At 53.0% G+C, this 19,988-nt stretch carries 10 protein-coding genes; 5 read left to right on the top strand and 5 right to left on the bottom strand.

Features of this window, described 5'->3' with window-relative positions:
- Positions 1–3: 3 nt before the first annotated feature.
- From IEY24_RS03930 to IEY24_RS03935, 3 genes are all read right to left on the bottom strand, one after another.
- Positions 4–1,839, bottom strand: a complete 1,836-nt coding sequence (locus tag IEY24_RS03930; protein ID WP_229222072.1) for an arylsulfatase — start codon at positions 1,837–1,839, stop codon at positions 4–6.
- Entirely contained in the window at positions 1,739–3,202 is a 1,464-nt protein-coding gene (locus tag IEY24_RS32735) for a hypothetical protein (protein ID WP_229221299.1), read from the bottom strand. Before IEY24_RS32735 ends, IEY24_RS03930 begins: the two co-directional genes overlap by 101 nt.
- A 297-nt stretch (positions 3,203–3,499) precedes the next feature.
- Positions 3,500–6,139, bottom strand: a complete 2,640-nt coding sequence (locus IEY24_RS03935) for an exo-rhamnogalacturonan lyase family protein (protein ID WP_188928859.1) — start codon at positions 6,137–6,139, stop codon at positions 3,500–3,502.
- A 389-nt stretch (positions 6,140–6,528) separates the two neighbouring features.
- Between IEY24_RS03935 and IEY24_RS03940 the strand changes: the two genes are divergently transcribed.
- The 5 genes from IEY24_RS03940 (at position 6,529) to IEY24_RS03960 (ending at position 15,347) form a co-directional block, all read left to right on the top strand.
- Positions 6,529–9,840, top strand: a complete 3,312-nt coding sequence (locus IEY24_RS03940; protein WP_188928861.1) for a SusC/RagA family TonB-linked outer membrane protein — start codon at positions 6,529–6,531, stop codon at positions 9,838–9,840.
- A 13-nt stretch (positions 9,841–9,853) separates the two neighbouring features.
- Entirely contained in the window at positions 9,854–12,109 is a 2,256-nt protein-coding gene (locus tag IEY24_RS03945; protein ID WP_188928863.1) for a RagB/SusD family nutrient uptake outer membrane protein, read from the top strand.
- Positions 12,110–12,133: 24 nt separating this feature from the next.
- Positions 12,134–13,507 carry an arylsulfatase gene (locus tag IEY24_RS03950; RefSeq protein WP_188928866.1) on the top strand — a complete coding sequence of 458 codons (1,374 nt, stop codon included), beginning with the start codon at positions 12,134–12,136 and terminating at the stop codon, positions 13,505–13,507.
- A 5-nt stretch (positions 13,508–13,512) separates the two neighbouring features.
- Complete coding sequence (locus IEY24_RS03955; protein WP_229221301.1) at positions 13,513–14,217, top strand: DUF6250 domain-containing protein; 705 nt, start codon at positions 13,513–13,515, stop codon at positions 14,215–14,217.
- An 89-nt stretch (positions 14,218–14,306) separates the two neighbouring features.
- Positions 14,307–15,347, top strand: coding sequence for a ligand-binding sensor domain-containing protein (locus tag IEY24_RS03960; protein ID WP_229221303.1), 1,041 nt, complete (start codon positions 14,307–14,309; stop codon positions 15,345–15,347).
- Positions 15,348–15,452: 105 nt separating this feature from the next.
- Here IEY24_RS03960 and IEY24_RS03965 read toward each other — a convergent pair whose 3' ends face one another.
- Positions 15,453–16,883, bottom strand: coding sequence for a RagB/SusD family nutrient uptake outer membrane protein (locus IEY24_RS03965; RefSeq protein ID WP_188928870.1), 1,431 nt, complete (start codon positions 16,881–16,883; stop codon positions 15,453–15,455).
- 14 nt (positions 16,884–16,897) lie between these two features.
- The gene (locus IEY24_RS03970; protein ID WP_188928872.1) at positions 16,898–19,939 is read right to left on the bottom strand and encodes a SusC/RagA family TonB-linked outer membrane protein; all 3,042 of its coding nucleotides are present in this window, start codon (positions 19,937–19,939) and stop codon (positions 16,898–16,900) included.
- Positions 19,940–19,988: the final 49 nt, after the last annotated feature.

Raw genomic sequence — 19,988 nt, forward strand, 5'->3', positions numbered from 1 at the left:
TCGTTATTTTCCCGCCGGTTGCTGCTGCGCAGGCTGCGGCTGTCTTCGTTTGAGGACATCGTCCCAGGTGATGTAGGGATAAATGTTGTATTTTTTTGCCTGTTCTTCAAAAAGTGCTTTCAGTTCTTCCAGCTTCTTCGGATTCTTTTTGGCCAGATCGATGCGCTCGTTGAAATCCTCATTCAGGTTGTAAAGCTGCCAATCGTTATGATCCGGGTTAGCGACGCTGATGGCACTCACAAGGTTACCCGTTGCCGCTGCTGTGGGTTTGTAGGCAAAACCGGCCTTCCATCCATCCTGGTAAATCGACCGCGACCCGAAAATGTAATAGTACTGTGTTTTGTGGCGCGAGGCGGCTTTGGCGTCATTAATCGAATAGGCCAGCGAGGTTCCCTGGATTGTGTCCTGTTTGATGCCCCTGATCAACTCTGGTGCTTTGATACCTGCTATTTCCAGCGTAGTAGGCAACAGGTCGATCACGTGCCCGTACTGGGTGCGGACGCTGCCCTTGTCGGTAATGCCTTTTGGATAGAATGCAATCAGTGGGTTACGTGTGCCACCTTCCGAATGTGCATCCTGTTTCCAGTATTTGAACGGCGTATTGGCCGCCTGCGCCCAGCCGAGCGGATAGTTGGCATTGGTACCTTCCGGTGATCCGATCAAGTCGATCTGCGCCAGGTTGTTTTTAACCTGCTCGGCCTCCGAAAGTGGCGCTGCAATTGCCGCCGCCGAGGATCTTGCAATCACACCGCCCAACGCGCCTTCCTTACTGGCTCCATTGTCGCCGATTACCACCAGAATAAGTGTGTTATCGAGCTGGTTGATCTTTTTGAGATGGTTTACAATCCTTCCCACTTCGTAGTCGGTATAGGTAAGGTAGCCCGCATAAACCTCCATGAAACGTGCATACAGCTTCTTTTCATCGGCCGAAAGGCTCGCCCAGGCGCGGATATTCGGGTTACGCTCGGGCAGGATCACATTGGCGGGAATGATGCCCTGCTTCTTCTGTTGGGCAAACACCTTTTCGCGAAACTCGTCCCAGCCGCCGTCGAACTGGCCTTTGTATTGCTCGCTCCATTCTTTTGCTACCTGATGTGGGGCGTGGGTGGCGCCAGGCGAGTAGTATAGAAAGAATGGCTTGTTAGGCGCGGCCTTTTTTTGTCGGTCGATAAAACTGATGGCTTTGTCGGTGATCTGGTCGTTCAGGTGGCGGCCGTCCGGCGTCACGTGGGCGTTGTCTTCCACGAGGTCAGGCTTGTACTGGTCGGTTTGCGAGCCCAGAAAGCCGAAGAAATGGTCGAAGCCCTTACCCGACGGCCAGCGGTCGAATGGCCCGGCGTCGGTGGCGTCCTGGTCGGGCGTAAGGCCATATTTGCCGACGGCGAAAGTATTGTAACCGGCTTCGCGGAGGATTTCGGCGATGGTTCCCTTGTCGGAAGGAATGCGGCCATCCCAGCCTGGGAAGCCAAACGACGACCAGGTGTGGGAGAAGCCGCCCTCATGCACCGAATGCTGGTTGCGGCCGGTAAGCAGCGCTGCGCGGGTCGGGGCGCAAATGGCAGCCGTGTGGAAATTGGTGTAACGCAGCCCGTTGTTCGCCAGGCTGTCGAATGTAGGCGTGCGGATCACCCCGCCAAATGTGCTCGTAGCACCGAACCCGACGTCGTCGAGCAGTACCCAAACCAAGTTGGGCGCTCCTGCGGGTGCTTTCACGGGGTTAGTCCAGACTTCCTTCGATTCAGCCAGCGTTTTGCCGACCGTGCCGGTAAACGGCTGCTGTTGTTGCGTGATGTTTTGTGCGGATGTGCGCGAGGTGAGCCCTGCCGCCAGCAATGCCACCAGAAGTATTTTTTGAGAGTGCATATGTGAAATGTTTAATGAAATAGGACGTGAATGCTACCAGGCCCGCTTTTCTTCCAGCGGGTATTTCTTTTCTATTCAAAACGACAAACAGCGAATCGCGGCCCTCATTCACGCCGCGCAGAATGTAACGGCCCGGTGCAGGCTGCTCATAATGCAGGGTGATATGCGCAGCGGTATCGACGCGGTTGTGCAAATGGAACACCTTGTTGACCGTATCGGCCTTATAGCCATAGTAATAGCGGCCGATATTGCCGTAGTACTCCGTCGTACGCACGGCATTGCGCGTATCGAGCCGGAAGTTTTTGTTCACTTTAATGCTGATGGTGTTGAACTTCTCGAAAATCACATTATCCCAGCGGACAGAATCGGTTGGCGAAGGCGCCAGAAGCCGGTTGTTCAGCCGGAATTCCGTGACCTTGTAAAGACCTGTTGCGGAGGGCAGACCATCGTCGAGCGGCAGTTTGAACGACTTCCCACTGGCGAACAGTTGACCGTAGCTGAAACCTCGGAATACCACAAAAAAGAAGATGAAGCCATACTTGAATGCGATTCTCAGGCGGTTTGGCCAGATGTTGCGAAAATGGAATGCGGGAACGAATGTGAGCGCCACGGCTCTGTGTTCGATGAGGATGTCGTAAAACCTCCGGCTGTCGCGGACAAGCAGTAGCAGCGACAAGGAGAGCAAGTGGAGGCTGGTAAGCTCCACGCCCGCGTCATAACCGATGTTGACAAACCAGATCGGCAGCAGAATAGCGACCATCATCAAGGCACCCAGCGTGGTAGTACGCCGGAAAAGCAGCAGCAACGTCGCTACTAGCTCGAAAATGCCTGCGAACACCTCAAAAAAAGGAGAAACGCCGGTTGTGAGCCAGTAGAGCTTGCCCGGCGTGAAATCGCCAAGGTTGGTATTGAGCTGGCTGATGGTAGGGAAAGGCATTTGGACCGGAAACACCTTGGCCCAGGCAAACCACGACATTCTCAGAATGATCCCGTAGCGGGCCGCGACGTAAAACCAATAATACAGCTTTTCAAAATCCTTCCGCCGACGATCGATCAGCTCCCAGCCGAAGCCAGCTGCCAGGCAAACGAGCAAAGTCAGGAACCAGCCCGTGTAGTTTTTGCCTTCCTGACTGGCAAAGAACCACGGCTTGTTCTGTGAAATCACATCCAGCCAGCGAAAGGGGTAAGAGTTTACATTAAACCCCGCATCAAAGTCCTGTTGATAAAACTCGGGATTAAAGGGAATCGTACTGATCACCGCATAAATCAGCGCAACGCGCAAGAGGATTTTTTCATAAGGCTTCCAAACGGATGCCGGCAAAGGGGTAGAAACGGGCATAAGTAAAATCGGTATTGGTGGCGCAAATTAGCTAATTTTAATATTAACCAATTTGATCTATAAAATAAATAGACTAATATTTCGGAACGTTACCACTTGACTGAATGACTGAATGACTGAATCGAAGGAATGGAATGAATTTTGATCGGTCCGCCAGACCGCCGGACGGATGACCGAATTGGTTAAGTCAGGAGATCAGAGGTAGTCATAAATTGTCAAGATTAAATAAATACAACACTTCACTAGTCTTGACCATACGTGACATTCACTCATTCAGTCATTTAATCATTCACTCATTCAATCATTGAGCTGATCCCCCGCAAACGCCAGACATTGCATCGCCGCAAGGCTCCATTGCGCCACGCCGTTGGTGGATATCTGGGTTGATTCCCCTCGGAAAAACTCCTGCCATGCCCGCTGGCCCAGTACTTTGTCGCCCGTTGCCCGGGCCGCGAAAGCAGTCAGGCGGGCGTGGCCTTGTTGAAGGCTTAGCTTTTTGAGGCTTTCACCCAATGCCTGCTTCTGCGCGTCGGGCGTCGCATTGTATAACCGGCAATAATCCAGCCAGGCTTGTCTGAACGCCTTGTCCTCGACGAGGTAGCTTAGCTCGTAGCACACCTCCGCGAGGCCGAAGACGGCGCTCAGGTGCGATACCGATATTTTCCCGGTCGGCTCGGGCTGAAATGCGCCGGTTTTCAGGTTTAATAGAGACGATCCCGTGAAAAATCCGTGCGGTTGGGCGGCGATGGTGCGCATGCTGTTCAGCAGCTTGTCGCGGATGGCATTGTCCTGCGTGCGCTCCCATTCGGTGAGCCAGGCTCCGGCTACTGCGCCCCAGTCGGTGCCGAACGAGACCGTAGCGAGATCGGAGTTTTCGGTATTTTTCGGCGCTGCGGCATTCACTTTTCGCACGGGCACGACTGTTTGAAGTGTCTGCACCGCATTGATCTGCTCCCGCATGAGCTCGCCCACGCGCTCGTCGCCCGTGAGGTAATAATAAAACCGCCGGTTGGTAGCCGTACTGATCCGCAATTGCTTGGCGCTGCAACCCCAATGCATTACATTATGCCGCGACCCGAGCGGCGCGAACGGGCCTATGTGATGTACATCCACCTCGCCGGTATGGCGCGTCATAGCCTCGGCCAAGCGAAATGCGTCGGCGCGTCCGGTACGCAGGAAGTAGTACCAGAGCCAGATATCCGTCGATAGCTCGGAATTGTCCCAGGCGAAGCCGCCGACGTCGTATTTCCAAACGTGCCGGTCGGTGTCGTAGGAATGCATAAAATCCCCGTAGTTCCAGAAACCGTACCAATGTCGTGCTTCCACTTCATTTTTATAATAATCAAAATAGGAATCCAGCTGTTTCTCGATCTTCTCTTTCTTTGGCGTGGCACGGTCGGGGAGGCTGAATGCACCTCCAAAAACGCCCGTCGATGCCAGGTATGCCGGCGTCGGTAATAGTAACGGGGGCGACTGTATTTGCCGCGCGATCTCAGCCAGCGCCGCGTTGGCAGGCGTTGCAGGCAATGCCCAGAGCTGGATCTCGCTCGTGCGTGCAACCCCGTAGGGGCGCCCGAAGCCCGGTTCATAATCCTCATAAGTGATTTCCAGCCCTTCCAGTTGCTTGGCGTGGGTGTCCTGGCCCATGCCGTCGTGGTAAAAACGGAGGTCCATCGGCTGAGCACGCGGCGCCCAAAGCCAGAGCGTGACTTCGCCGTGGTCCTTGTCCGCATTGCGGACGTCGAGCTGAGCAGGGTGGCTCTGCCAGAAATTCCGGATACCGAAAGCCGCCCCGCCCGCTGGTGTACCCACATAACCTGTACCCGCCGACCGTTTTCCGTAAGCCGATTGCAGCCAGCCGTGACTGGCCGTAGTCTGTTTTTGTATTTCAAATGCATCCGGTGTCGGCTGGAAAAGCGTGTAATTGCCGAATGCGGGAATGTATTGCAGCCTTTTGGATACGTTTTCGGGAAGCTTATCATTCGCGGGCGTGGCCTGCCCTGCGATCTGCGCTTCGGTAAATGCCTTGCCCGGATCGCGGCGAAGGCCCGTTAGCCCCCGCACGGCTTCGGCGAATATGCCGTCGTTTTCGCCCGCGAACCGGATATGCCGGTTGTGCAGTTCCTGTTGTTGGAACGGCACCTCGAAGCGGACGCCCAGGCCCCGGATGAAATCCTTGTTTTCGTCGGCGTCATATATAACGGTGTGCATAATCCGCACTGCCTCGCTGCCAGCATAAAAATAGAGCCGCACCGTAAATGGAAGCAACTGCCGCCCGGCGTCCGCATGGCTTCCTTCGACTTTCACCACCGCACGTATAGGGCCATTTTGTTCGATTGTAAGCTTATTGATTTTGCCCTCGAAACGGTTAATGGAAGTGTTGGTCTCTTCAAGGTCGGAATCCTGCCGCTGAACGAGTAGCACCAGCCGAGCACTACCGGCAGTGATATTGCCGCCGGTAGCCAGTGTTTCGAACAATGTATTTTCATTTTTCCGGATCAGGCACTGCAACTTGCCCGTATCGATTTTCAAGTGTGTTCCATTTTCTTCGATCAGCGGTTTAACGGGCCGGTTTTGGGGTTTAATGGGTTGGATCGTCCAGTTGCCCTTTGGTATCTCAGTCGCTGCTAGCGCGTGTGCGGTCCATTTCAGTGAGCCATCGGGCCAGTAGGCCAGGGGCCAGGTTTGTACGGCTTGCTCGGAGTTCCCCGCCAGAAACCGGAAACCGCTGGTAGCCTTCACCGACCCTTTCGGCCAGGGAACGCCCCAGGTCGTGCCGCGCATGGAGTGGCTGGGCTGGTCGAGCCAATGGAGCGGGGCGGCCGGAGCATCGGGCGCACCGGTCGGATATAGGTTCGGTAAGTTTGCTAAGACGGGGATGCCTGCTGCGGCCGTGACTGAGTTTTTTACAAATTTCCTTCGTGTTACTTTTTTCATTTGTATATCGGTAAGGGCACTCTAATACCTTGTTTGCCTTCAAAAGCGAGGCAAATTAGCAAAGTTTTTTAGTATATATTTCTTGTAGATTAAATAGATTATCTATTTTTGTGTCAAACCTACAATTATTCTATAAAATTGTATATTTTGAATATATAGTTAGTCAATTAGTGAAATTTACGAGATTTCATTGGACTCCGTTGATCCATTTTAAAAATTCATTTTAGCTGAGCACGTCAGCGAAACCGGCATGATCGCGACACGCCGGTGCATTTGCCGACAATTCTTTCCGTGTAGAACCGCCCTGCACGGCCAGGGAATGCTTTATTCAAATAATCCCAAAAAAAAGAAATGAGTACCAACCGCAGCGACCGAAGGTCACCGATTTTATGAAGCAACTTTTTTATCATTTCAGCATCGTCGTCTGCCTGGCGGGGGCGTCGGTCGTGGTGCATGCCAAGCCCGCCGAAACAAAGCGGAATGCACCGGTAAGGCCGGGCCGCAATGCCGAACGGACAGTAAAAGGTACTGTAAAGGACGACAAAGGGGAGGGGCTACCCGGCGTGAGCGTAGTGATCAAAGGCTCCACACGCGGCTCGCTTACCGACGAGACGGGGAATTTCGAACTGTCTGTCCCTGAGCATGGAACCGTGCTGGTGTTCTCGTTCGTAGGCTATGTGCAGCAGCAAGTTACCGTAAACAATGAATCACTTTTAAATGTGGTATTGCTCTCGGACACCAAATCCCTTGAAGAATTCGTGGTGGTAGGGTACGGGACCCAGAAGAAAAGTGATGTAACAGGAGCGATTTCGAGCCTTTCGGAGGCACAGCTCCGGGAGCGACCTGTGCAGAACGTGGTGCAGGCCATGCAGGGTAAGGTGGCCGGGGTGGATATTACCACCAATCAGCGGCCCGGCGAGGTTGGGCAAATCCGCATCCGCGGTAACCGGTCCATCAATGCGTCCAACGAGCCGCTTTATGTGATCGACGGTGTGCCCCTGTCGGCCAGCGAGGTCGGGGCAATCAACCCGAACGATATAGCCTCGGTAGAAGTGCTGAAAGATGCTTCTGCCACAGCCATTTATGGTTCTCGTGGTGCTAATGGGGTCATTCTCATTAACTATAAAGAAGGAAAAAAGGGTAAGACCAATATCAGTTACGATGTGAGTTACACTGCTACGAAGATTCATTCGACGACTGACTGGATGAACTCGGGCCAGCTCCTGAACTGGCAGAGGCAGTCGCATATCAACGGCGGAACTTATACCGGCAAATACGGCACCGCGCCCGACCCGGATTTCGATGTACAAAACTTCGGAGGCGGCGAGCAATACGGTATCAACAGCATTCGCACTGCCTATGAATGGAACGAAGATGGTACTGTGAAGCTACGCGCCGCTACCTCCCAAGAGCAGGCCGCAGGCTACGCCGCGCAAGTGCCGGTTTACAATGCAGCCAATTTATTCGATCAGAAATGGTCCGACCTGGTGACCCGCACCGGCCAGACCCAGAACCATTTGCTTTCCCTGTCATCGGGAACCGACAAATCCCGCGTCTATCTTTCACTGGGCTATCTCAACCAGCTCGGGACATTGAAAGATCAGGATTTTAAACGCTATTCATTGAACCTGAAAGGCGACATTACGCCCCGCAAATGGCTCACCGTCGGTCTGGCATTGAACGGGGTGTATTCGCTGCAGAACTACGGAACTTCCGAAAACTCGTCGAACAGCGGCGCCAAAGACTCGTACGGGCAGGCGCTCGCGCTGATGCCTTATGCACGTGCCTACGACGACAATGGCAATATCCTGAATACCAACCGCGAGGGGCTTTCGGCGCACAACGTTCTTTTAAATATTAATAACTCTACCAACGAGCACAAGCTTGCCTCGCTGCTTTCGAATGTGTATGCTGAAATCCGTTTTACCGAATGGCTGAAATTCTCGAGCAAGTTCGGCGCACAGTACAGCGACAAGGAGTATGGCTCTTTCTACGGAGCCAACTACACCAACCCGTTCAGTGCCGTGGGTACCGCGCCACTGATTGGTTATAATTCGCACAACAAGTCGTTGGGTTGGACGTTTGAAAACCTTTTGTTTTTCAATAAACAAATTGGAATACACAACATTGGTATCACCGCATTACAGTCTGTGCAGCAGAACACCAACAACTCCATCAACATCCGCGCCCAGGGCATTACCTTCCCGTCGTCGCAATGGTACAACCTGGCTGCGAACGCGATCGGTAACCCGATGGGTTATGGAACGTCTTACGGCCGTTCGGCGCTGGCTTCCTACATGGGAAGGATCAATTACGGCCTGCTCGACCGCTTCCTAGTGACGCTGACCGGTCGCTGGGATGGTGCTTCAGTACTCGCCGAGGGGAATAAATGGGAGTTTTTCCCTTCGGCCGCCTTGGCCTGGAAGCTGGAAGAAGAGACATTTGTGAAGCAGATCGACTGGATCAGCCAGTTGAAACTGCGATACAGCTGGGGCCGTACAGGTAATTCGTCGGTCAGTGCGTACTCCACCGGCGGTTCTATCATCGGCGCAGCGTATGTTTTTAATGAAACCCAATATGCTGGCTACAAATCGGCTACGATGCCCAATACTGCATTGCGTTGGGAGAAAACCGCGCAGCAGAACATTGGTCTGGATTTTGGCTTGCTGAGAAACCGCATTTCAGGGTCGATAGAGGTTTACAAAGCCCGGACGAGCGATTTGCTCATGTCGCGCTCTATCCCGCCGGTACTGGGCTATACGAGCATTCTAAGCAATATCGGGAAGACCGAAAACCGCGGTATCGAGATCACGATTTCTTCGGTGAATGTGCACCAGAAGGACTTCACCTGGCGGACGGATTTGAACTGGTCGCGCAACCGGGAGAAGATCCTCGAATTGACCAACGGCGCAACGGACGATTTGGCGAACGGTTGGTACATCGGTCAGCCGATCTCGGTTTTCCGTGATTACCGGTACGACAGGCTTTGGCAAGACACGCCGGAGGATCTACGGCTGATCGAGCTTTACAAGAAGATCGGCAACATTACCGCGTTGCCCGGGCAGGTGAAGATCAAAGACCAGCCATTGGTGCAAGTGGCTGAGGGCGCGGCCGGTGCGAAATCGGTGACGCTGGCAAGCGGAGAGGTGGTCAATTACCTCGATAACGGCTTTGGAACTATTAATGACAGCGACAAGTCGATCCTCGGCAACAACCGCCCTTCCTGGACGGCGGGTCTGACCAACACATTTGGCTACAAAAACTTTGAACTGAGCTTCCTGCTGCAAGCGCGCATGAACAACCTGTATTACGGTGCATTGCAAACCTATGGTCGCCGCGTGGAGAACGACACCTGGAGCCCGTCCAACACTGGCGCGGCTTACCCGCAACCGACCACCGCGACATTTACCAACTACAATTACGTACGCAACTATGTGAACGGCTCGCTGGTGGCATTGCGCAATGTGTCGCTCACCTACACGCTCAACCAGGGCATTGCCGACCGCTACAAGATCGGCAGTGCGCAGGTTTACGCGCAGGTACTGAACCCGTTTATGTGGGGTGCCGGGGCCGTGAAGGCAGGATTGAATCCCGAGGACCTTACTGGCTGGGATACTACCGCCGGCGCGCAGGCTGGCGGGCAGACGAACAACACCATCCTGAACCGCAGCCTGGTGCTGGGCCTGAGAATTACTCTTTAACAAAGCATTTCAAATGATGAAAAAATACATCCTACCCATTCTCTTTTTGCTTCCGCTAAGCTCCTGCAAGGAGTTTCTGGAAGAAAAAATGGTATCGACCATCACGCAGGATTATTTCGAAACCGAAAAGGGGGCCGAAGAACTTGTGGTGGCTTCTTATAATACGCTTCGCTGGAAATACGGCTTCATGGAGGGGCCTTACCTGTTCGAAACCGGCACCGACATTACCGAGCCGACCGATAACAACTGGGCGACGATCAGCCCGGCCGTGTGGGCGCCAACTGGCGAGGCGGGAAGCTATGCCAACAACCTGATGGGCTATTATGCGACGCAATTGCTCGGCAGCTATCCCATTATCAACGACTGCAACAAGGCTATTGAGATCATTAAGGAAAAAGCGCCGGGCAAGTTTGGTTCGGATAAGGCATATGCCAATCAGCGCTTGTCGGAAGTGTATTTCCTGCGCTCGTGGACATTCTATATGCTTGTGACACAGCTCGGCGACGTACCAATGCCGCTCCGGAGCAACAACTCGCTGCCTGCGGTTTTCAATTTTCCAAAATCGACCTCAGCGCAGGTTTACAGCCGTATTATCGCCGATCTCCGCTTCGCACACGAGCATTTGCCAGTGAGCCAGACCGAGCGCGGGCGCATTACGAAAGGCGCTGTTTCGCATTTGCTGGCCAAACTGTATTTGCAACGTGCCCAGGGGCAGGAGTTTAAGCAGTACCGAAATGCGGACGGAACCATTAACCCGGGCGATGCCAATGCACATTTGGGCCTGCTTTTTAAGGGAGAAGGAACGGGCGACCTGGATTCGGCACGGATTTTCGCGACAGAGGTGATCGATACCTACGCATCTTCGAATGGCGGCCAATTTGGTGGTTTGGCAAGCAATTATTGGGATTTGTTCAAAACCGCGCGCGGTGATTGGAGTAATGAAGGTAATAAGGAGATTATTCTGCAAGCTTCTTACGGAAACAACCTCGACAACGGCCGCTACGGAATGCGTACCACTGCCGCATTTACCTGCGATTATACCAATGCAGCCTGGAACATTCCTTCTAAAACCTGGGCATATGGCCTGCGCAAAGGCACCGGCTTTTTGCCTTCCGACTGGGGTTATGATGTTTTTACAGACAAAATCAATGATTCACGCTTTGAAAAAAGCTTTCAGATCGAGTACGTGAGCGCTTCGTTCGACAATGCGGCGTTGCAGGACGGTCCGGGGCTGGCTTACACCGATGCTAATAACAAATCGCTGACGTGGACCGCCGATGAGGCGGGTTATTTTAATTCCCATATCCAGGCGGGCTACAACCGGCCGTCGTGGGGTGGGCGCAAGGCTGTGGCCGGTCAGCGGAAGATCGGACAGGGCGATTTGGGACTGGTATTTTTGGAGAACACCAAGGAAACGGCGATTGATATCAGCGAAGCGGTGGCGCAACCTTATGTGCTGTATCCGCGCTGGGTGAAAAAGGGCGGCGAATACTACTACCGCAAAACGGGTGTGGACAGACTTTCGTCGAACACCGGCTTGCTGATCGGCCGTACCATACGCCCATCGTCCCGGAAGTTTATCGACCCGAACCGCAGCACCGTGGATAACCATTTCGGAACGCGCGACGTGGCCATATTCCGTCTGGCCGAAACCTATCTGATCCGCGCGGAAGTGTATGGAAGGCAGGGCAATTATTCGGCAGCGATCGAAGATATCAATGTGCTTCGCGCCCGCGCAGCCTATAAAACCGGCGAAAGCCGTGCGGAAGTGCTGGCAAGATTGTACCCGGGATCGGAAAACCTCGCGCCTGCGGAAAAAAGCTATCCTTATGCCGCTATGACAGATACTTACAGCAAAATCAAGGTGGATGCCTCGTATTGGGACGGGGCTTCGGCCAAGTCGCGGCTGGAAAATTACCCGCCGGAAGCAAATAGCGCTGCCAGGCGTTTTATTCATTTTATTTACAATGAATACTCGCGCGAATTCAACTCGGAACAGATCGTGTACGAAGGCATTCATCACGCGGGCATACAGCTCGAACGCGTGCTGCACCATAACCAGCTCGCGTCGTCCAAAACCGGCAACTGGCCGGTAGCCGATAACCCGGTGAATGCCAACGGGCAGAATGGAAACGGAAAGGGTGTGTTCAAAGCTAAGGACACTTTCAAACCTTTCCCGCAGTCGTATATCAATATGCTGACCGATGAAAAAGGGGCACCGCTGACCACGGACGCCATCAGGAATTACCAGAATCCGGGTTATAATTGATTTTGAGATACAAATAAAATACTGATGCTGAAAAGACTAAGTACATGGGCGCTGGCCCTGCTGATCGGTGCCCGGGCGATGGGGCAGACACCCAATATCGTTTTCATCCTCGCCGACGACCTCGGTTATGGCGACATCGGCGTGAACGGCCAGAAGCTGATCCGCACGCCGAACATCGACACGCTGGCCAAGGAGGGTATTACCTTCACCGATTTCCATGCAGGCGCGCCCGTGTGCTCACCCTCCCGCAGTGTGCTCATCACAGGCCTGCACACGGGGCATACCACCATCCGCGGGAACGCGACGATCCGCGGCGGTGTTGCCGGTAGCAAAGGCAAGCAGACCGTTCGGAGGACGAACCTGGCCGTTGACGATTTCACGATCGGTACGCTTATGAGCCAGTCGGGATACACGACGGCGCTGACGGGCAAGTGGCACCTCGACGGTTACGACACCCTCGCCACGCCCATTCACCGCGGATTTGATGAATTTTCGGGCTGGCTGATTGCTTACCCGGGTACTTATGCGAACGGTTACTGGCCTGCGCAACGGTACATTAATGGTGAACTGAAAAACGTGAACGGCAATCAGAACGGTCGAAAAGGCTATTATGCCGATGATCTCACGACTGACGAGAGCATTGCATTCATGTCGAAACAAAAGGGTTCTAAAAAGCCTTTTGTGTTGATGATCAACTACAACAGCCCGCATTCACCGCTGGACGCTGCGGACAGCACTATTTATAAAAACAAGGACTGGCCAGAGGATATGAAAATCTATGGCGCCCAAGTACACCACCTCGATGAGAACGTCGGCCGCATTAAAAAGTATCTCATCGAGAGTGGTTTATCCAAAAATACCATTGTATTCTTCTGCTCCGATAACGGTCCGCGCTCCGAAGGCACCCCACAACAAACCGCCGTGGCCGAGTTTTTCGACTCGAACGGCCAGCTCCGCGGCTACAAGCGCGACATGTACGAGGGCGGCATCCGCGTGCCCATGATCGTATGGGCGCCCGGAACTGCCAAAGCGGGCACCGTAAGCAAGGAACCGGCCTATTTTGCCGATATTATGCCGACGTTTGCCGACATTGCGAAGTCCAAAGTGAAGTATAACACCGACGGTGCCAGCGTACTGCCGGCCATTAAAGGGCAGAAGATTTCGAAGCCCCGCTTCCTGTATTGGGAGTTTTTCGAAAAAGGCTTCGAACAGGCCGTGCGATATGGCAACTGGAAGGCAGTGAAAGCAAAAGGGAAACTCGAACTGTATGATCTGGATAAGGACATCAGCGAGACGAACGACGTAGCCGCCGGGCATCCTGACATTGTTGCAAAAATTGAAAACTATTTAAAAACCAGCAGGACAGAATCGCCATTCTGGCCGGTGGAAGGGGAATGAAAGGAATGTTTAACTTAGTAGGCAGGGCAGCGCTGGGCGTTGTCCTGCTCTTTTGCATTCGGGCAAATGCGCAAACGGCCAGCAAGCCGAAGGATAAGCTGTTGTATTCCGAAGATTTTTCGGGAGAACTGGATAAGACGCGCTGGCATGCGGAAATCGAGCCGGTGGGGCAATCGGAAGTGCGTACCGACAAGGGCAGGCTGATACTGAACACCGCGGGAGGCGTAACGGTATGGTTCAAACCCCGGTTGGAAGGAAACATCCGCATTGAATATGACTGGACCGTGCTGGTCGACTCCGGGCGGAATGACCGGCTTTCGGATTTAAATCAGTTTTGGATGGCTACCGACCCACGTAATGCAGACGTTTTTGGGCGAAATGGCAAGTTTGAGAATTATGATTCGCTTTCGCTTTATTATGTCGGTTTTGGGGGTAATACCAATTCAACTACGCGTTTTCGGAAGTACTATGGGAATGGGACGAAGCCGTTACTCAAAGAATATCTGGATAGCGCGCATTTGTTGAAGGCTAACCATACTTATCATATTGTGATAACGGTGATTGATGGGCGGACGACCTTTTCGGTGGATGGCGAAGTGCTTTTCGATTTTATTGATCCGGCGCCGTTAAGGAATGGGTGGTTTGGGTTTCGGTCTACTGGGGCAAGGCATGCGGTGAATGGGTTTCGGGTGTGGGGGGAGCAACTTTAACATTTCATTAACCTTCTTTAACAAGTCATTTGAAATGCCCGATACAAAAACTTGTAGGTTTGTCGAAATCCTTGATACCCAAAAGAAAAATGATGAAATGTGTACACTTGATCGCATTGTTGCTATTTGTCTCCATCACCTGGTGTGAAGGACAAAATGCAACGAACCAGCAAAAGGATATTGCCAAATCCGACACGGCCGGTATGGTCAGCTCCCACGGGCCCGAACGCATCACCCGTAATATCATACAGGACCGAAAAGGCAACATCTGGATGGCCGCATTTGACGGGATTTTTCGATACGACGGAAAGTCGTTCACCAATATCACCAGTAAAGTAAGTTCGGCCCGTTTCTTTTCCGTTTTGGAGGACAGGAAGGGCAACTTTTGGTTTGGTACGATCGGTTCAGGTGTTTATCGTTATGATGGAAAATCCTTTCAACATTTTACAACCGCGGAGGGGCTCGTCGATAACCAAGTCCCTCATATTTATGAAGATAAAACCGGCAATATCTGGTTCGGCACGTTGAAGGGGTTAAGTCGCTATGATGGTAAACAGTTCAGGAACTACAGGGCGAATTGGGGACCGCCTTTCACGAGTCTGGAAACGGGTGACCTTCCGCCTGACGACCATGATGATGTTAATTCCATCGTCGAGGACAAAAACGGGAAATTTTGGCTTGGCACAAGGGGTAATGCCCGTGTTTACGATGGGAAAACATCCTCGGTCCTTGTCCATAACGGGCAAACGTTTACAAATGTCCGTACGATAATAGAAGATAGTAAGGGTAATATTTGGCTGGCCGGGCAGGATGGTCTTTGGCGTTACGACGGTATTACATTTACCAATATCACGGATGATTTTGTGGGTTATGTCTACGAAGACCGGAAGGGAAACATTTGGACGAGCTCTGAAGATGCCGTAAGCGGGAAATGGGGGATTTCCAGGTACGATAAAAAGTCTTTGTCCGATAAAAAGCCAACCGCCACCAAAATAGAGTCGGAATATGAGGTTAATGAACGAATGACTTTTGGAATTCTGGAAGCGAATGACGGAAGTATCTGGTTTGGCTCTCTGGGCGGTGTGTATCGTTATGATGGCAATTCTATTAAGGATTTTAAAGGGAAATAGCGCCGCGGCCGCCAATTTGAATGCTTCCCTGCGTAAAACAAAAGCCAGGCCATCGTGCAGATAGCCTGGCTTTTGTTGTGATGGGGCAGTCACTCAATGAATTTCCTACTTATAGCCCTCATTCTGTTTCAGACTCGGATTCCGGTCAATCTCGCTCTGCGGGAGCGGGAATAATACCTGGTGGTCGAATGCCGTTTTTCCCCTTCCCTTGGCCAGTTCAATGAACTTCCCATGACGGACCAGATCCTGACGACGCAGTTCTTCGGTGAAGAATTCCCAACCTCTTTCTTTGAGGATATGCGCCCTCAGTGCGTCTTTCGAGACAAATGCGGAAACGGATAGCGCAGCAACGCCTGCTTTGGCACGCACCTGGTTGATCAGCTCCACAGCCGCTTGTGTAGGGCCTTCGAGCTCGTTCAATGCCTCGGCTTTGCTGAGCAGGATGTCGGCATAGCGAACGACCGGGAAGTCGTTGCCGAGGTCGGCACCAGTGGCGGGGAGGTCTTCTTCAAATTTGAAGCTGCGCTTGTCGTCTTGTCCCAATACAATGTGCTTGCCGTTCAGGTCGTCGTATTCGGTCAGGAATGCTTCACGGCGCTGGTCTTTCGGGTCAAATGAGTCGTAGAAGCCGGACAGCGTTTTCAGCTGCGTCGCGTAATTGGCTTTGGTCGCACCCTTGTATTTGTAGTTCGGGGGAGCGGCGTGCGGGAGGTAGTTGGTACCCAGCCCCGGCTGCGCCACGTGCGGACGTACGTAAATGAACTCGCTGTTTTTCTCGTTGGCGAGTTTGAAAAGGTCCGTCCGGTTAGCCGAATTGAAGAGGTTGTACGCGTTCAGGTCGATCACCTTCTGGGCGGTTTCGTTCGTTTTCTGCCAGTTTTTGTTGTTCAGGTAAAATTTAGTCAAGAATGCGAGCGCGGCTCCTTTGGTAGCGCGGCCATATTGCTTGGCGGTAACGGGCAGAATATCTGCTACTGCCGTCAGTTCATCAGCCACAAACTTGATAAATTCTTCCTTACCCGCACGTGCAGGCCGGTCTTCGCTGCTGCTAATGCTGTTGGTGATCAATGGGGTAGGGCCAAAGAGGTCGTAGAGCGAAATGTAGCCACTCGCGCGCAAAAAGCGCGCTTCGGCCACGATCTGCTTCTTACGTTCTTCGTCGAAATCGATGTTAGGCACGTTGTCGATCACGAGGTTGGCGCGGTAAATGGCCGCATAATAGCGGGTCCAGGCTACATCGAAAAATTCGTGCGAGGCATTCCAGGTAAAATCTTCTAGCGGCTGCGCGAGCCCGCGTAGCCCACCCTCGCGGATGATGAGGAGGTCAGTTGTGACTTCGGCCATGACCAGGATGTTACGGAAGCCGTCGGTTCCCTGTTTTTGTTCGAGGGCGTAGGCGGCGTTGAGCAATGCTTCGGCGTCGTCGGCGGTTTTGAAGAAATTATTGGGGCCAAAAGAAGAATACACTTCCTCTTCGAGCGGCTTGTCGCAGGCAGCGGCGCCCAGTAGCAATAGTATATAAAGTAACTTTTTCATTGTCTCACAGGATATTAGAAATTGATGCTCACACCCGCGGTGTAGGTGCGCGATAGCGGAAATGCATTGTAATCGGCGCGTACGTTGGAGGTCCCGAAGGCACTTACCTCAGGGTCATAGCCCGTGTATTTCGTGATCGTGAACAGGTTCTGGCCTGTTACATACACTTGCAAGCCTTTGATATGCTTCCATTTAGCCGACGGGAAATTGTAAGTGAGCTGCACCGATTTCAACCGCAGGTAAGAGGCATTCTCCACGGCCCGGCTGTTTACATTGCTCGTGTAGGATACGGCCACGGGTACACCGGAGGAATTGGCATTGGTAGGGTTGGCTGGCGTCCAGCGGTCGGTGTAGCTTTCGGCGAGACGGTTCCGACGGAACGAGATCGGGTTCTCCGATTCGGTGCGGTTGAGGTTGAACAGCTTGTTACCCCGAACACCCTGAAAGAAGAACGACAGATTAAATGCGCCGTAAGTGAAATCGTTGTTCAGACCATAAGTGAAATCCGGGAATGGCGAGCCGAGGATCGTCCGGTCGGCGGAGTTGATGGTACCGTCCTTGTTCACATCGCGGTATTTGTATTCACCCGGGCGCGAGAGCGGCTGTGCGGATTTTGCGATATCCTCGCCCTGCTGGAACACGCCGTCGACAATGTAGCCGTAATAGGCATTCAGGGGATCGCCCTTTCGGATAATGGTGAAATCATTGGTAAAACCGGCGGAGCCGCCCAGAATGTAAGGCAATGCGCCCAGGTCGGTCACCTCATTTTTCACGACCGAGAAATTCAGGCTCGACCGCCATGTGAAGGGCGCAGCGATGTTGATGGACGTCAGCGAGAAGTCGAAACCGGAGTTTTTCAGACCGCCCACATTTTTAAAAGTGGTCGTAAAACCGCTGGTTCGCGGGATCGGCAGTTGCAGGAGCAGGTCTTTGGTTTGCTTATGGAAATAGTCGATGCTACCCGATAAGCGGTTGGCGAATAGACTGAAATCTACTCCAATGTCCAGCTGGGTGGTGGTTTCCCATTTCAAATCGGGGTTGGGAAGCTGGGTAGTGGAAATGCCCACGTAAGGTGCGCCGTCGAAAATAGCCTGTCCCTGTGGCCCGAGTAGCACCAGCGATTTGTAGCTGCCGATGTCCTGGTTACCGGTTACGCCGTAGCTCGCGCGGAGTTTCAAGTCTGTCAATGCATTCACATTTTTGAGAAAAAGCTCATCTTTGATCCGCCAGCCGAGTGCCACTGAGGGGAAGATACCGTACTTCTTGTTGTCGCCGAAACGCGAGGAACCATCGGCCCGGATGGAAGCGGTGAGCAGGTATTTGTCGAGCAAATTGTAGTTCACGCGGCCGAGGTAGGACAACAACTGGTTCTTGGTGCGGCCGGAACCGAGTGAGAAAGTGCTCTGCGCGCCCGCCGCGAGGTTGTCGGTGCCCAATGCATCGAGTGGGAAGTTCTGCGCGCCTGCCGAAAGCGAGCTCACCACAAATTCCTGGTAAGTATAACCGCCGAGGATTTCGAGCTGATTGTCCTTGTTCAGCGCCTTGCTGTACCGGGCCGTGAATTCGACGAGGTTGTTGGAAGCATTGCTCGTGAGCACGCTTGCAATGCCTTTGGTACCCTCTGCCCGTTTGGTGAGCCGCGAGGTGAAAATGTCACGTCGCGAATCCTGGCGGTCGGTACCGAAATTGATCTTGGCGGAAAGCTCCGGCAGGAAGTAATATTCCGCAAAAACGCTGGCGAATGTGCGGTTGGTAGATGCAAAATCGCTCACCTCATTGGCAAGTCCTACGGGGTTTTCCAGGTTCACGATCTGCGTTTGCGTCCAGGTGCCGTTCGGGTTTTTGATGGTAAGGGTAGGGTCTTGGAAAATAGCCGTATTGATCACGCCCGCACCTTCATTGACACTCACGCCATTGGGGACGAAATCGTCCTTTACCTGGCTGGAATTGAGATTTAATCCGAATTTAAACTTGTCGCCCGTGTAATTCAGATTCACCCGGCCAACGTATTTTTTGATGCCTGAGCTGATCACAACGCCCTTCTGATCGAGGTAATTGAGCGAGGCATAATAAGTGAATTTGTCCTGCCCGCCCGAGAACGAAAGCTGGTGGTTTTGCAAATAACCTTTTTTAAAGATCTCATCCTGCCAGTAAGTACCCTGGCCCACGGCTGCGATTTGCTCTGCAGAAAATTCGGGGGCTTGCTTCTGGTCCGCACGCAGGTCGTTGAGCAGCGCCATGTATTGAACAGCATTGAGCATCGGAACGCGCCTGGTCACCTCCGACACCGCGCCGGAAAGTGCGTAATTGACGTTCAGCTTGCCCTTTGTGCCTTTTTTTGTCGTGATCAGGATCACGCCGTTCGCTCCGCGCGAACCGTAAATGGCCGTCGCAGAAGCGTCCTTCAAGATCTCGACCGACTCGATATCGTTCGGATTTAGTGCATTCAGCGGGTTCCGGGGCGCTTGTTCGTTCACCAATGTGGAGCCTGGTACCACCGAGGCATTGTTTACTGGCAGCCCGTCGATCACGTACAGTGGTTCGTTGTTGGCATTAATGGAGTTGGCGCCGCGGATGCGGATCGTCACGCCGCCACCCGGTTCCGAGCTGGATTGCGTTACCTGCACACCGGCGGAACGACCGGCAATGAGCTGGTCGACAGATGTTTGTATGCCTTTATTAAAGTCTTTGCTATCCAGCGAGCTCACCGAGCCGGTAACGTCACGCTTTTTCTGGGTACCATACCCCACGACCACCAGCTCGTTTAGCTGCCGGGTATCGTCGCTGAGCTGAACGTTGAGTTGTGAACGTCCTTTCACTTCGAGCTCCTGGGTAATGTAGCCGATGCCCGAAAACACCAATACGGCATCGCGTCCGGCGGTGATCTCAAACCTGCCGTCGGTATTGGTGGTGGTCCCGGTGGTGCTGTTCTTGATGAGCACATTAATGCCCGGCAGAGTCGATTGGTCGGTGGCAGAGGTAACTTTTCCCTGAATGGAAACGGACTGGGCGTGGCTTTGCAGGGCCATTATACCGCCCAGAAAGGCCCAAATCAATCGAATGTGATTTGAACGGAGAAATTGAATCATAGGTAAGCTCGTTAAT

The sequence above is a fragment of the Dyadobacter endophyticus genome, assembly GCF_014641595.1.
Classification (GTDB): Bacteria; Bacteroidota; Bacteroidia; order Cytophagales; family Spirosomataceae; genus Dyadobacter; species Dyadobacter endophyticus.